General features: G+C 65.1%; 12 protein-coding genes. 7 read left to right on the forward strand and 5 right to left on the reverse strand.

The window, feature by feature from the left end:
- Entirely contained in the window at positions 1–1,074 is a 1,074-nt protein-coding gene (locus KBI52_RS10775; protein WP_210807326.1) for an ABC transporter ATP-binding protein, read from the reverse strand.
- A 112-nt stretch (positions 1,075–1,186) separates the two neighbouring features.
- The gene (locus KBI52_RS10780) at positions 1,187–2,371 is read right to left on the reverse strand and encodes an ABC transporter substrate-binding protein (protein ID WP_210807327.1); all 1,185 of its coding nucleotides are present in this window, start codon (positions 2,369–2,371) and stop codon (positions 1,187–1,189) included.
- 170 nt (positions 2,372–2,541) lie between these two features.
- Between KBI52_RS10780 and KBI52_RS10785 the strand changes: the two genes are divergently transcribed.
- The 7 genes from KBI52_RS10785 to KBI52_RS10815 all read left to right on the forward strand — a co-directional run bounded on the left by KBI52_RS10785 (position 2,542) and on the right by KBI52_RS10815 (position 12,732).
- Positions 2,542–3,312: a 3-ketoacyl-ACP reductase gene (locus KBI52_RS10785; protein ID WP_210807329.1), complete on the forward strand. Its 771-nt coding sequence runs from the start codon at positions 2,542–2,544 to the stop codon at positions 3,310–3,312.
- Entirely contained in the window at positions 3,312–3,797 is a 486-nt protein-coding gene (locus KBI52_RS10790) for a MaoC/PaaZ C-terminal domain-containing protein (protein WP_210807331.1), read from the forward strand. Before KBI52_RS10785 ends, KBI52_RS10790 begins: the two co-directional genes overlap by 1 nt.
- Positions 3,794–4,972, forward strand: a complete 1,179-nt coding sequence (locus KBI52_RS10795) for a dihydrodipicolinate synthase family protein (RefSeq protein WP_210807333.1) — start codon at positions 3,794–3,796, stop codon at positions 4,970–4,972. Before KBI52_RS10790 ends, KBI52_RS10795 begins: the two co-directional genes overlap by 4 nt.
- Positions 4,973–5,007: 35 nt before the next feature.
- Positions 5,008–6,132, forward strand: a complete 1,125-nt coding sequence (locus KBI52_RS10800; protein WP_210807335.1) for a LacI family DNA-binding transcriptional regulator — start codon at positions 5,008–5,010, stop codon at positions 6,130–6,132.
- A 136-nt stretch (positions 6,133–6,268) separates the two neighbouring features.
- Positions 6,269–7,411 carry an AGE family epimerase/isomerase gene (locus KBI52_RS10805; RefSeq protein ID WP_210807337.1) on the forward strand — a complete coding sequence of 381 codons (1,143 nt, stop codon included), beginning with the start codon at positions 6,269–6,271 and terminating at the stop codon, positions 7,409–7,411.
- A 498-nt stretch (positions 7,412–7,909) separates the two neighbouring features.
- Positions 7,910–10,099 (forward strand): tetratricopeptide repeat protein, encoded by a 2,190-nt coding sequence (locus KBI52_RS10810; protein ID WP_210807339.1) that lies wholly within the window; start codon positions 7,910–7,912, stop codon positions 10,097–10,099.
- 383 nt (positions 10,100–10,482) lie between these two features.
- Positions 10,483–12,732, forward strand: a complete 2,250-nt coding sequence (locus KBI52_RS10815) for an adenylate/guanylate cyclase domain-containing protein (RefSeq protein WP_262265627.1) — start codon at positions 10,483–10,485, stop codon at positions 12,730–12,732.
- Positions 12,733–12,780: 48 nt separating this feature from the next.
- Here the strand turns inward: KBI52_RS10815 and KBI52_RS10820 are convergent, their stop codons facing one another.
- From KBI52_RS10820 to KBI52_RS10830, 3 genes are all read right to left on the reverse strand, one after another.
- The gene (locus KBI52_RS10820; RefSeq protein WP_262265626.1) at positions 12,781–13,188 is read right to left on the reverse strand and encodes a YHS domain-containing (seleno)protein; all 408 of its coding nucleotides are present in this window, start codon (positions 13,186–13,188) and stop codon (positions 12,781–12,783) included.
- Between the two features lie 132 nt (positions 13,189–13,320).
- Positions 13,321–13,920, reverse strand: a complete 600-nt coding sequence (locus tag KBI52_RS10825) for an ankyrin repeat domain-containing protein (protein ID WP_247654325.1) — start codon at positions 13,918–13,920, stop codon at positions 13,321–13,323.
- A gap of 308 nt (positions 13,921–14,228) precedes the next feature.
- The coding region (locus KBI52_RS10830) for a hypothetical protein (protein WP_210807343.1) at positions 14,229–14,476 on the reverse strand (248 nt) is incomplete at its 5' end.

Raw genomic sequence — 14,476 nt, forward strand, 5'->3', positions numbered from 1 at the left:
TCACGCCTCCCCGCCGAAGACGAGCACGCGGTCCGCGCTCGCCCTGAGATGGACGTTGGAGCCGAGCTCGACCGGATGGTCGGACCGGAACACGAGATCGATGCCGTCACGCGTGCGCGCCGTCCCGACGAACTCGCGGCCGCGGTACTCGATCGTCTCGATCTGCGCCGCGAGCGCATTGGGGCCGGCCTCGCCCGCGACCAGGTCGTCGGCCCGGATCGCGGCATACGCGGCCGAGCCGTCCTGCACCCTGTGGCGCATCAGGCCCGTCAGTTCGCTGCCGCCGACTGCGATCGTCGCCTGCCGGCCGTTCTGGCGGACCACCTGCCCCTTGATGCGGTTGCGGAAGCCCATGAAGTCGGCGACGTCGACATGCTCGGGCGCCTCGTACAGCTCGGTCGGGGTCCCGACCTGGCGGATGACGCCGTCCTTCAGCACGACGATCCGGTCGGCGAGCGACAGCGCCTCGTCCTGATCGTGCGTGACGTAGATCGTGGTGGCGCCCAGCGTGTTGTGGATGCGCCGGATCTCGGCCCGCATCTCGAGTCTGAGCTTGGCGTCGAGATTGGACAGGGGCTCGTCCATGAGCACGAGCGGCGGCTCGATGACGATGGCGCGGGCGATCGCCACGCGCTGCTGCTGGCCGCCTGACAATTGGCCCGGCAGCTTGTGGCCCTGTCCCTGAAGACGGACGAGGTTGAGCGCCTCCTCGATCTTGCGCTCCATCTCGGCCTTGGCGGTGCCCCGCATCTTGAGGCCGAAGCCGATGTTCTGGCGCACGGTCAGGTGCGGGAACAGCGCGTAGTTCTGGAACACCATGCCGAAGCCACGCTCTTCCGGCCGAAGCGTGTCGATGCGCCGCTTGTCGAGCCAGATGCCGCCGCCGGTAACAGGCAGGAGGCCCGCGATGCAGTTCAGCGTCGTCGACTTGCCGCAGCCGGAAGGGCCGAGCAACGCGATGAACTCGCCGCGCTTGACGGTCAGGGTGACATTCTTGAGTGCGTTCAGGCTGCCAAACTCGCGACGAACCTGGTCGAGCCGAAGCTCGTTGAAGTGTTGAAGTGCGATGGTCATGAACTGACTCCTCTATGTCTCGACCAAGCGCGCTGGCTTCAGTCGACGATCACGGGATGAATGGGCGGCAGCCTGAACGAGGCAGGCTGCCTGATTGCGGCTCCCCGCCGACTTACTTGCGCTTGGCCCCGCCGACCTCCTCGTCCCACCGACGGAAGGCGACGACGAGCTGCTCCGGCTGGAGTTGCAGCTCGACAGGCGCCGAGCCGATGAGGCGGTCGTAGTCCGGCCAGCCGTATTCCTTGATGACGTCCTGGCTTTCCTTCGGCGCCATGGCGAGGGTTGCGGCCTTCACCGAAGGACCCGGATAGAAGTAGCCCTCGTCGTAGAAGTATGCCTGCTGCTCGGGCTTGAGCATGTGCTTGAGCAGGTCGATGACGACGGGCATCTTCTCCGGCGCGACGCCCTTCGGCACCGCAAAGTACTGCGCGTCGGACACCCAGTGGAATCCTTCCAGGGCAAACAGGCCGACCTCCTTGGGTACGATGCCCAATGCACGCGGGTTGATGTACCAGCCGACCGTCGAGACGATCATGTCGCGGGAGCCGTCGCCGATCTCCTTCATCGTCTGCCCGGTCCCGGAAGGGTAATACTCGATGTTCTCGCCGAGCGCCTTCAGGTAGGCCCAGGTCTTGTCCCAGCCCTTCTGCGGATCCGTCGGATCCTGATCCTTCAGCAGGTAGGGAAGTCCCATCAGGAAGGTGCGGCCGGGACCGGAATTGGCTGGGCGTGCGTACAGGAACCGCCCCTTGTTCTCGCGCGTGTAGGCCAGGAGGTCCTCGGCGGTCTTTGGCACGTTCTTCACGCGGTCCGGACGGTACTCGAACAGCGGTCCCGACGGGGAGTAGGCGATCTCCAGGCCGTAGCCCTTGGCAAGGGCCTGCATCTTGAGTGCGCCGCCATCGAAGATGTCCTCGGGCTTAGGCAGGACACCGGAGAACTGCGGCAGGAGTTCCTGGAAGAGCTGCTGCTCGATGCCTGCGAACAAAGCATCGGTTCCGGTCAGGACGATGTCGATGTCGACGCGGCCGGCGGACTGCTGGGCCTTGAGCTTGCTGGCGAGCTCGGGTGCGGGTGCCTTGGTGTAGGTGATCCGGGAGACGGCCTTCGGGTTCAGCTGCTTGTAGGCATCAATCGACTTCTGGCTGAGCGCGAGGTTGCCGGCGACGTCGATGACGTTGAGCGCGACGGGGGATGACGGCATCGGGCCGAGACCCTGGGCCCGGACGCCCGTGGCCGCGAGGCCCATGGCTCCCATACCGGTGACGAACGTGCGACGGCTGATCGAATAATTCATCGGCTTTCCTCCTGTGATGCCCCTCGGTTGAGCAGGGTGCCTTCTGGCTTGACTTCACTAGATCGATCCACTAGACCGATCTAGTAGACCGATCTAGTAAACGTGCAGAGCGGCTTTGGCAAGCGGAAATTATCGAACCCCCGATACGGGGCTGGCCCAGGGAGGCTTCAATGAGCAAAGGAAAGTCGACGGCACTGGTGACGGGCGCGGGGCGGGGCATCGGGCGCGCCATCGCGTTCGCCCTGTCCGATGCCGGATTCCGGGTGGTCGTCAACGACCTGCCGGGCTCGGACGATCTCGGCGAGACGGTGGCCGGGATCGCGCAGCGCGGCGGCGAGGCCCAAGCCCTGCCCTTCGATGTGTCGGACGTGCAGGGCCATGCGCGCGCGGTCGACGCCGCCTGGGACGCCTTCGGCGGCATCGACTGTCTCGTCAACAACGCCGGCGTTTCGGTCAAGGTGCGTGACGACATCCTGAACGTGACCCCCGAAAGCTACGACCGCCTCATGGCGATCAACCTCAAGGGACCCTTCTTCCTGACCCAGGAGGTCGCGCGACGCATGATCGATGCGCCCTCCCCGTCGTTCCGCAGCGTCGTCACGATCTCGTCGCTTAACGCCGAGTTCGCCTCGCTCGACCGGGCGGATTACTGCATCTCCAAGACGGGCCTCTCGATGATGGCGCAGCTCTACGCCCTGCGCCTGGCCGACCACGGCATCGGCTCCTACGAGATCCGCCCCGGCGTCATCCGCACCCAGATGACGGCGGTCGCCACGGAGAAGTACGACCGCCTCATCGGTGAGGGCCTGATCCCGATCCGGCGCTGGGGTGAGCCGGGGGACATCGGCAGGGCCGTGGCGATGCTGGCATCAGGCCAGCTTGCCTACTCGACCGGCGAGGTCGTGCGGGTGGACGGCGGCATGGCCGTGAGGAGGCTCTGATGACGGCGTCGGGGCAGCCGCTCGCACCGGGCGAATACTGGTTCGAGGACCTGCGCGAGGGCGACCGCTACGAGACGGGGCGCATCGTCGTGACCGACGCCCACATCGTCGGCTTCGCTGGCCTGTCCGGTGACTTCTTCGACGTCCACATGGACGACGAGTTCGCGCGCGCCCAAGGCTTTCCCGCCCGCCTAGCGCATGGGCTCCTGGGGCTTGCCCTGGTCGACGGGCTGAAGAACCGATCCTCGGTCCGGCTCATGGCCATCGCGTCGCTGGGCTGGAACTGGAGGTTCCGCGCCCCGATCCTCGCCGGGGATCGGATCGGCGCGAAAGTGCGCGTCGCCGGCACACGCTTGTCGCGTAAGGAGCAGGCCATCCTCACCTTGGCCTTCGAGGTCACCAAACAAGACGGAACGATCGTGCAGGATGGGGATACGTCCCTCCTGATGCGCCGCCGTCAATCCAACCAGGGAGAGAACACATGACATCATCGATCCGCTTGCCGAACGACGACGGACGTCTCGAGGAATTCACGATGCCGAAGGCAGCCTCATGGCGTCCGGCGAAGGCCGGGCAGCCCCTGGCGCGGGTGGCCCTCTCGGCCGGACACGTCGTGTCCAACCCGCTGGCCGACATCTCGCCGATGCGGGACGTCGCTATCGACTTCGACGCCACGCAGCGCTTCCGCGATCACCTCTGGGACCTCGGGCTCGGTGTCGCGGAGGCAATGGACACCGCCCAGCGCGGCATGGGATTGAACTGGGCCTCCGCCCAGGTCCTGATCCGGAATACGGTCGAGGCGGCACGGTCGCGTCCCGGGGCCGTCGTATTCTCCGGCGTCGGTACGGACCATCTCGATTCCGCCAACGCGACGTTGGACGACGTGGTCCGAGCGTACCTGGAGCAGCTCTCGTTCGTGCAGGGGATCGGTGGCCGGGTCATCCTCATGGCGAGTCGCGCCTTGGTGCGGGCCGCCAAGGGCCCGGAGGACTACGCATCGGTCTATCAACGCGTGCTCGCCGAGGCCGACCAGCCCGTCATCCTGCACTGGCTCGGCGACATGTTCGATCCGGCGCTTGCCGGCTACTGGGGACAGAATGGCGTCGACGAGGCGATGGACGTCTGCCTCGGGATGATCGAGGACAATGTCGACAAGGTCGACGGCATCAAGATCTCTCTTCTCGAGGCACGGTACGAGATCGCCATGCGCCGCCGCCTTCCGGCAAGCGTGAAGATGTATACGGGTGACGACTTCAACTATCCGGAAATGATCGCCGGGGACGAGACTGGCTTCAGCCATGCACTTCTCGGCATCTTCGACCCCATCGCCCCGGCCGCCTCGGCGGCACTCCGTGCCCTCACGGAACAGGGAGAAGCGTCCGGACGAGAGGCCTTCAGGGCCATCCTCGATCCCACGGTGGAACTGTCGCGGGAGCTGTTCCGGGCGCCGACACAGTATTACAAGACGGGAGTCGTCTTCCTGGCCTATCTCAGCGGGCATCAGGATCACTTCACGATGCTCGGGGCCCAGCAGGGCGCACGCTCGATCCTGCACCTGTCGCGGGTCTTCCGGCACGCGGCCTCGATCGGCCTGTTCGCCGACCCGGGCCGTGCGGCGTCGCGCATGCGCACGGTCCTGGCCCTGCATGGACTCGCTTAGCACAGGCCTCTTGACGCCCGACGAAGGGGAATGACATGGATGAGCCAGGTTTCCTGGAGGGTGCCCGGGCCGTGAGTGCAGCAAAAACCGTGAAAATCGGACCCCGGCCGACCCTGGTGGACATCGCCAAGGCCAGTGGCGTGTCGAAGGCAACGGTATCCCTTGTCTTGCGCAACAGCCCGAGCATTCCCGAACGCACCCGCGAACGGGTCCTGAGTGCCGCAAAGAAGCTTGGCTACGTTTACAACCGCGGTGCGGCGAGCCTGCGCTCCCCGCACACGCAACTGATCGCCATGGCGGTCAACGACCTGACCAATCCGTACTTCGCCGAGGTCGTCGCCGCCATGGAGGATGCGCTGACGGTCGAGAACCGCATCGTGCTGATGTCGAACACAGCCGAGTCGGTGGCTCGGCAGAGCGCGTTCGTCGAGACCGTGCGCGAGTACAATGTCGACGGTCTGCTGATGGTGCCGGCGGTCGGGACCGACGCAAGCCTGATCGACCAGTTGCGGTCGCAGCGCCTGCCATGCGTGCTGGTATCCCGCGCGGTGCCAGGCGCGGAGGTCGACCTAGTTCAGGGTGACCACCGTGGCGGGATGATCAAGGCCGTGGAGCACCTCATCGGGCTCGGTCACGAGCGGATCGGATTCATTGGCCTCAACGAGAAGATCTCGACGGGTCGCGACCGCTTCGTGGGCTACCGGCAGGCGCTCAGCGACAACGGCATCCAGCTCGAGCCGCGTCTCGTGCTGTCGGGACCTGCAACGCGCGATGTGGGGATGGCCCAGGTGCTGTCGCTTCTCGACTTGCCAGAGCCGCCGACGGCAGTGGTCTGCTTCAACGATGTGATGGCCTTCGGCGTCATGCTCGGGCTGCGTTCGCGCGAGTTGACGCCCGGGAAGGACTTCTCTGTCGTTGGCTTCGACGACATCGCCGAGGCCACGCTCTGGCGCCCGTCGCTGACCACCGTTGCGATGTCGCGGCCGGAAATCGGAAAGGCCGCGGTCGACCTGTTGCTGCATCGCATCGCGAATCCCGATGCACCGCCCCGAACCGTCATCGTGCCGACCGAACTCGTCAGGCGCGAGACCACGTGCTCGCCGAGGCAGGTCAAGAGAGCCGCGAAGCAGAGGCTGCGCCAAGTCGCGCCAAGACGGTAAGGCGATGTCGCAGCCCGTTTAGCACCAGATAGGTTGATCAGAGGCATCGGCTGTCGGATCGCGGAGGACATTCGCTTGAGGGTGGGTGCCCACAGACGACGGAGCCGCGTGCCTCCGTAATCATAAGTTCCAGGTCATGGTGAGCCCCCTCTCAATTCTCCTTACCCAAGTCCTGCCGTTCTGGGCCGAGCGCGCGTTCGATCCGCAGCATGGCGGTTACTTTACTGAGTTGACGCCGGAAGGGCATCCGGTCGCCGAGGAGAGTCGGCTCTGCCTCGTCCAGACCCGGATGCTCTATACCTTCAGTCATGCCTACTGCCTCTCGAGCGAGAGTTGGGCCTTCACCGCTGCCGAACGGGCACTGGACTTTATGACGAGGCGGCTCCGACGTCCCGATGGGGCGTTCGCCGCAATGGCAAGCCTTGGCGAGGGTACATCGCAGGCGGATCTCGTCGACTTCTACGATCAGGCCTTCGTGCTCTTCAGCTTGGCCTGGTGGTACCGCGCGAGCCATGATCCCGCCGCTCTTCGGATGGCACACGCCGCTATGGCTGCCCTCGATCTTAACCTGAAAGACCCGGTTTACGGTGGCTGGCAAGAGGCCAACATTGAGCAGGCGCCACGCCGGCAGAACCCGCATATGCACCTCCTCGAGGCGATGCTCGCCTGGTACGAGGTAACGGAAGATGAAGCCTGGATCGTGCCGGTGAGGGAAATCCTGAGCCTGTTCAGGGAGCGATTCTTCGACGCGCCGACGGGCACATTGCGCGAGTTCCTTGGCCCTGACCTCTCACCAGTTCCGGACCAGGCGGGACAGATACGCGAACCGGGGCACCATTTCGAATGGGTTTGGCTCCTCTACCATTACCGTCGCCTGATCAACGAGGAAGACGTGACCGGCATGGCCGAGCGTCTCTACGAGACAGCCCGTCGGCACGGTGTCGACCGTGAGGGCCTCGTGGTCGAAGCCATCGACCCACACGGTGCCACGCTGGAGTCCGGACGGCTTCTCTGGCCGCAGACGGAGGCCGTCAAGGCAGCCATCGCCCGAACGGAGTTCCTCAACGCGGATCCGGCCGAGGCCGACGCTTTCCTCGTGGCCATGATGAGGACGCATTTCCCTTCATCCGGGCCGCTCTGGATCAATCATGTTTCGAGCCAAGGCGAGCCGCTCTCGCGAAACGTTCCAACGCGCCTCTTGTACCATCTGACGCTTTGCGTCGCGGAGTACGCACGCTTGCGGGGGGCGATAATGCCGAATGTATTCACAGCGCACTGAGGGCGGATGCTGCTGCTCGTGTTCTCCACCGCAGCGATCAGGCGCCAATGTTCGCCGTGGGAATTTCGAAGGGCTGCAAACGGTCATTTCTGCCGATCCCCGACTGTTCGCGAACGTCTGCTTCGGCTGAGTTAGCTGTCCTTCGGCTACCTTCTCAAATGTGCCATTTTAGGACCTTCCGGGATTAAGACATGGAGTTTCATAGAAGGCTCTTTATGAAATGTAATTTCAACTTACTTCCAGATCGATCTGCACGATGGAGCGCGTCGATTGTTGTGGCCTTCAGGAGCAAACGCCATCAGACCGTCCATTGCCATATCCCCGGTCCCGCTGACGCAGTATCTCTCGCGGCCGCCGGAACAGCCGATCCGGTGTTATCGCCAATGCGAACCGCCACTGGTATCATGGTTAAGAGCATTGAGACGCCCTGCGAGTTAAGGGGTCGACTGCGGACGCAGCAGGGGCCTACCCGGCGTATCTCTCCAGGGAGAGACGGCTATGGCAACAGCATGGGTCGAGCGGCGGCTTGCGGCGATCCTGGCGGCGGACGTCGTCGGCTATTCTCACCTCATTGAGCAGGATGAGGCCGCTACCCTGTCGGCCTTAAAGGACCTGCGACACAAGGTCATCGAGCCGCTGCTGGCGGCGCACCACGGCCGGATTGTCAAGTTGATGGGCGACGGGGCCATTGCCGAGTTCGGCTCGGTGGTCGACGCTGTAGCCTGTGCGGTCGGCGTGCAGAAGGGCGCAGCCGAGCGGCAGGCCGATGTGCCGGCCGAGCACCGGATCGTGTTTCGCATCGGCATCAATCTTGGCGACGTCGTGGTCGAGGGGGAGGACCTGCTCGGCGACGGCGTCAACGTGGCAGCCCGGCTGGAGCAATTGTGCGAGCCGGGCCGGGTTCTGGTCTCCGGCACAGCTTATGACCATCTTCAGGGCAAGCTCGACCTGACCCTGGATTTCGTCGGCGAGCAGCGGGTGAAGAACATCAGCCGGCCGGTACGGACCTATCGGGTCCGGCTGAACGGATCGCGGCCAAGCTTGCGGCTTCATGCGCGGCGCTTTCGCCGATGGGCCGCCGCAGGGGCGGCCGTACTGGCCTTGCTGGTGATTGGACCCCTGCTCTGGCTGCGTCCATGGGAACCGCGGCTGGAGCCTGCATCCGTCGAGCGGATGGCACTGCCGCTGCCCGATAAGCCGTCGATCGCCGTTCTGCCGTTCGCCAACCTGAGCGGCGATCCGGAGCAGGAGTACTTCGTCGACGGCATGACCGAGGACCTCATCACCGACCTGTCGAAGGTCGCGGGGCTGTTCGTTGTCGCCCGCAACTCGGTCTTTCCGTTCAAGGGCCGAGCCGTGACTGCGCGTGAGGTGGCGGAGAAGTTGGGCGTGCACTACGTGCTCGAAGGCAGCGTGCGCCGGGCCGGTGACCAAGTCCGTGTCAATGCGCAGCTCATCGACGCGACCACGGGCGTGCCCCTCTGGGCCGAGCGTCACGACGGCAGCGCCAAGGACATATTCGCCGTTCAGGACAAGTTCGTCCAAATCATCGTTCAGGCTTTGGCGCTCAACCTCTCCAAGGACGAGCAGGAGGAGATCGGCCGCGGGCAGACGAAGAGCATCGCCGCGCGTGAGGCCTTCCAGCGCGGCTGGGAATCCTATCTCCGCTTCACGCCTGCGGAGAACGCACGGGCCGCGGGCGAGTTGAAAGCCGCGATCGCTCTCGATCCGAACTACGGGAGGGCCTATGCCGCCCTGGCGCTGGTCTATTTCCGGGGCGGTGCATGGCACTGGAGCGAGCCGTTGGGCATGAGCACCGAACAAGCGGCCGAGACTGCCAGGCTATACATGCGCGAGGCGAAGTCGCGGCCGTCGTCGCTTGCGAACGTCGCGGCGGCGCATTTCAACCTGTACGCCGGGCGGCATGACGACGCCTTTGCCGACGCGGCGCGGGCACTTGCACTCGATCCCAATGATCCTGAAGCCCATCTCGGCATGGCCTGGGCCATGATCACCACGGGCAAGCCGCAAGCCGGCCTGGAATTCATCGAGACCGCCATGCGGCTCAATCCTAATTACCCCAGTCACTACGCCCTAGCCCGGGGCGTAGCGCTGTTCGCGAAAGGTGATCTCGACGAAACCGCGCGTGTCTTCGCAAGGGCGCTCCAGGCCGACCCGCAGGCTATCGAACTGGTGCCTCCTCTCGCCGCGACGTATGCACACCTCGGGCGGCGGCGGGAGGCACGCGAACTGCTTCTGGTTTGGAAGCCGGGAGCACACCAATCGGAGTTGGAGTATTATCCGGTTACCTATCGACTTCCGTACAGGTGGTCTGCGGCGGCAGCTAAGACGGCAGAGCGGCTGTTCGACGGCCTCACCATAGCCACGTTGCCCATGGAGGTGACGGTACCGAACCTTGTACCTGCTTTGGAACAGGGCACTGTGTTCGAGCGCGGGTGGGCGGCAAGAACTCTGGGACAATTTGGGCCCCAAGCTGCGGAGGCGGTTCCAGCCTTGATCCACGTGCTCGCGGATGGAAAACCTCCCGTGCGATGGCAAGCCATCATCGCTTTAAGGAAAATCGGCCCTTCAGCGCGAGCGGCGCTGCCTGCCCTTGCGGCTATCCAAGATGATGACTTGCTCGGATCCGACGCGAGGGATGCCGTGAAGGAGATCGAGAACAGGTAACCTGCGGTGGAAAGCGCGTTCAGGCTGGGACAGAGAAGACGGCTGGTTGCCCTCTCTACCTCTTCAACTCTCACGTTCCACAAACCACCAGAGGACCTGGAGGGTCCCCAGCAAGCCAAATCAGATTCGGCGGCTTTTGCTACTTGTCTGGATGCGAGACCTCCATGGCGGCAGCGACGACCCGGAGGGCTACCGTGCATCGCGTCCACTCTCTTCATGGATGCTCGTATCGATCCCCGCGGCCCGGCCCTCGGCAGGGGCAAGCAGAGCATCGGCCCGAATTCGGGGGAAGCGGCAGATGGTATCGATGCCAGGTACGGTAAGGAGGCGGCTGCTGGGGAGGTTTCCCCGCCTGGGACCATCCTGGTGAGACGGCCTTTTCCGTGGCCTCGCCGACCGATTTCTCTATCATGGCCGATGTGGACGAGACACCGCAGGTCGAACGCAAGCTGGTCGCGATCCTCGCCGCCGACGTGGTGGGGTACAGCCGCCTCATGAGCCTCGACGAGACGGGCACCCTGACCCGGCTCAAGGCGCTGCGCCACGATGTCGTCGATCCGGTGATCGCGAGCCATCACGGCCGCATCGTCAAGCTCATGGGCGACGGCACGCTGGTCGAGTTCGCGAGCGTGGTCGATGCCGTGGCGTGCGCCGTGGAGATCCAGCGTGCGATCGCCACCCAGCGCGAGACCCTCCCCGAGCAGGCGCGGATCTCGCTCCGGATCGGCATCAACCTTGGCGACGTCATCGTCGATGGCGACGACGTCTACGGCGACGGGGTCAATGTTGCCGCCCGGCTGGAAGCCATCTGTGAGCCTGACGGGATCGTCATCTCCGGACCGGCTTATGACCAAGCCAGGAACAAGCTTGACGTTGCGTTCCAGTCGCTTGGCAACCGACACCTGAAGAACATCCCCGAGCCGGTCCGGGTCTATCGCGTCCTGCTGAAGCTGCCTGCACGACGCCTAGGCCAGCGGCCGCGCTGGTCCACCCTGGCTGCGGCGCTGGTCCTGTTAGCCATCGTGGCCGCGACCGGTGTGGCGCTTTGGCCCCGGCCGGCCACCCTAGTGTCGGACCTCCTGCGCTCGGCCGGGCTGGGGGGCGGCAAGCCCTCGCTCGTCGTCCTCCCGTTCGACGGTCCCGGCGACAATCCCCAGCAGGACTATTTTGCCGACGGACTCACCGACGATCTCATCACCGACCTGTCCAAGATCTCAGGGCTGACGGTGATTGCCCGCCACTCGGCGTTCGCGTTCAAGGACCAGCCCAAGGACGTCGGCACGATCGCCCGGCAGTTGGGCGTCCGGTACGTGCTCGGGGGCAACGTCCGCCGTGCGGGCGACACCATCCGGGTCAATATGCAGCTTGCCGATGCCGCCACCGCCAGCACCGTCTGGGCGGAGCGCTATGACGGCAGCGCCACCAGGATCTTCGAGTTGCAAGACCAGTTGATCAAGCGTGTCGTCGAGGCCCTGTCGGTCCGGCTGACCGAGACTGAGGCCTCCGCCATCACCCGCCTGCCCACCCGCAACCTCGAAGCCTACGATTTCTACCTGCGGGCCGAACAGAAGGTCTATTCGGTCGGGGCCCGATCCCTGGGCGAAGCCCTCACCATGTACGAGAAGGCGATCTCCCTCGATCCCGGGTTCGCCGACGCCTATGCGGGCCATGCGCGAGCGATCGTCGACGTCCTCGCCTTCGACTTCCAGCCCCTAATGCTGAGTGCGGTCGCCCGCCAGCAGGCCTATGCGTCGGCAGGTCGGGCCCTGGAACTCAATCCGGGACTGCCGCGGGCCTATGCCGTCCTCGGCATCCTGCAAATGCTCGACGGCGAGATCGACCGCGCGATCGAGTCGGTGCAACGGGCGGTCGCGCTCGATCCGAACGGCGCCGACGCCAAGCTCAACCTCGCCATCGTGCTCACCTATGCGGGGCGACACCCCGAAGCCTTGACGGCCATGGAACGGGTGCTGCAACTCGATCCGAAGCCGAAGGCGCAGGTCTACGACTACTACGGCCTGGTGCTGTACATGAACCGCCGGTACGAGGAGGCGCTCAAGGTCCTGCGCTCGGCCGGCCCTGACGGCTTGGGCGATGTCGGCATCGAGACCATCGCCATGGCAAGCGCCCAACTGGGCCGCATGGAGGATGCGCACAAGGCCGTGGAGGCCATTCTCAGGAGGATCGACAGTCAAAGTGTTGCCAGTCTCCGCGTCATGTACGGGCATCATCGGCGGCCGGAGGATCTGGACCACCGGATGTCGGCCCTCCTCAAGGCGGGCCTGCCGGAGTGGTGTTTCGGGTTCAGGGGCCGCCCGGAGGATCGGCTGGACGCGGCGGCGATCCGCTCCCTCGCTTCGGGCAGGACGTGGACCGGGCACCTCCAGAACGGCGCATCGTTCGTCATGCAGCTCGGCTCGAACGGCGATTTCGCGGTGCGTACGCAAACGAGGATGGCCGTGGGCCGGTTCACGCTCGAACAGGACCGCTTCTGCACGCAATCCGCGGGGGTCCTGCTCGGCCGGAAATTCTGTAGCCCGGTCTACCGCAATCCCGGCGGAAGCGCCGAGACTCGGGACGAGTACGTTTATCCCGACTCCACCACCGTCCGGTACTTTTCGGTCGCCCGATGACGTCGCCACGAAGGGCCGCGGCCCAGGTCGGAGGCTCGAGGCCGACGCTCATTTGCCAGCCCGCCGGGCCTGGAATTCCTTCTGCCGGATCTCCGGCCAGTTGACGTCGGCCTTCGCGACCACATCGCCGGCGTGGGCGTCGAAATCCTCCTCCAGGCCTTCCCCTCCGCCGAACAGGTAGAGTTTTCCGTCAACGATCCGCCAGGCTTCCGGATCGATGTTGGCCGAGGCTTCCTCGTTCGCCGTTCCCAGGGCGCAGAAGCCGCCATACTGCGGCGCGTAACGAATGGGCTCGGCCGCGAAGGCGTCCCGGTTCCCTGTGTTCGAAAACTGCCACGTGGCGCCGAGCCAATCGTAACTGAACTCGGGAGCCCCCTTGGTCGGGCGGCCCTCGGTGAAGTAGGCAACCGGGTCGTAGCCCTTGATGGCGATGTTGCCGAAGTAACCGGTGTTCACGCCGTCGGCTCCTACGGCGGTGCCGATGCCCAGGCAGAGGAGCAGCGGGACGGGTTTCACCGCACGTGGCAACCATCCAGAGGTTGGGAAGCAGCGCAAGACCATGGCAGGCACTCCTCTTCTCCGATCCGGTCAATTCGCGGCCGCAAGGCACGCGGCCTCCGAGGCGCCGATCTTTTCCTTCGGCTGGCATCGGGCGCCGTGCCGCTTCAGCAGCGCCATCACTGCGGCGCTCTTGTAGAAGGTCGCCCGGGTCAACGGCGAGTAGCCGTCGCCCTGGACCGCCTCGACATCGGCTCCGCGTGCGATCAGCAGCTCGGCAACCGCGGCCTGGTTCTGCTCGGCGGCGACATGCAGCGGCCTGATGGCGTGCAGGCTCCTGGCATCGACCATGGCGCCATGGTCCAGCAGCAGGATCGCGATGCGTAGGCTGCCCGCATAGGCCGCGGCATGGAGTGCGGTGAACCCGCGGTCGTTGCGCGCCTCGAGATCGGCTCCGGCCTCGATCAGCGCCGCAACGGCTTCGGGCTGGTCCGCGAGGGCGGCCTCGATCAGGGGCGTCTCGCGATTGTCGTCGCGGCTGTTTACGTCGCTGCCGGTGGCAAGGAGTTGCTTGATCTGGTCGATGTTGCCTGTGCGGGCCGCGTCATGGAGCGGCGCGGCATTCCCTTGGCCGCCGATGCCCCCGAGGCAGACGGCAAAGGCCAGGGCGAAAACCCATGAGGACCGCATCACGCTCATCTCCGACGTGCGCCCGATCCAAATCGCCACGACGATCCAGCGACTGACACCACCGTAGCATGGCGGAATCTTACGCCCGATCCCCAGGAAGGCAAGCAATCACTCACCCAACGTGTCCGGACGTCCCGGTTGTTGCCGGGGTCGGAAGGTCCGTCGATGGATCAGTCGTCAGGTACCGCCAGCATGCCCATCCTTGATCGCCGGGAGATGAAGCTGGATCCGGCACCGCTCAGCGGGCAGCCGTTTTGGTCGACCTTGCGAAGTCGTCCGCCCTCTCGCCTTCTCAAGGGCAGGCTTCGTCATGGGACAGGCCGGATGGACCGCTCGCGAAGGGCAAACGCAGGTTCGAAAATCGCTGTCGGGTTTCGCGGCAGGATGGCACAGTAGGTTGCATAGCCCCTCATGAAGCCAGGCCCGTTCTCGAACCGCCCGCACCAATGCCCCCCGTCGGTTTCACCCGTATCACCAGCTAGCGCCCGATACTGGATCGTGTGGTCTGGCACCCAGATCCACTTTCCCTCGACGAACATCTGCACCCCGGTTGGCC

The organism is Microvirga sp. HBU67558 (assembly GCF_018069605.1).
Lineage (GTDB): Bacteria > Pseudomonadota > Alphaproteobacteria > Rhizobiales > Beijerinckiaceae > Microvirga > Microvirga terrae.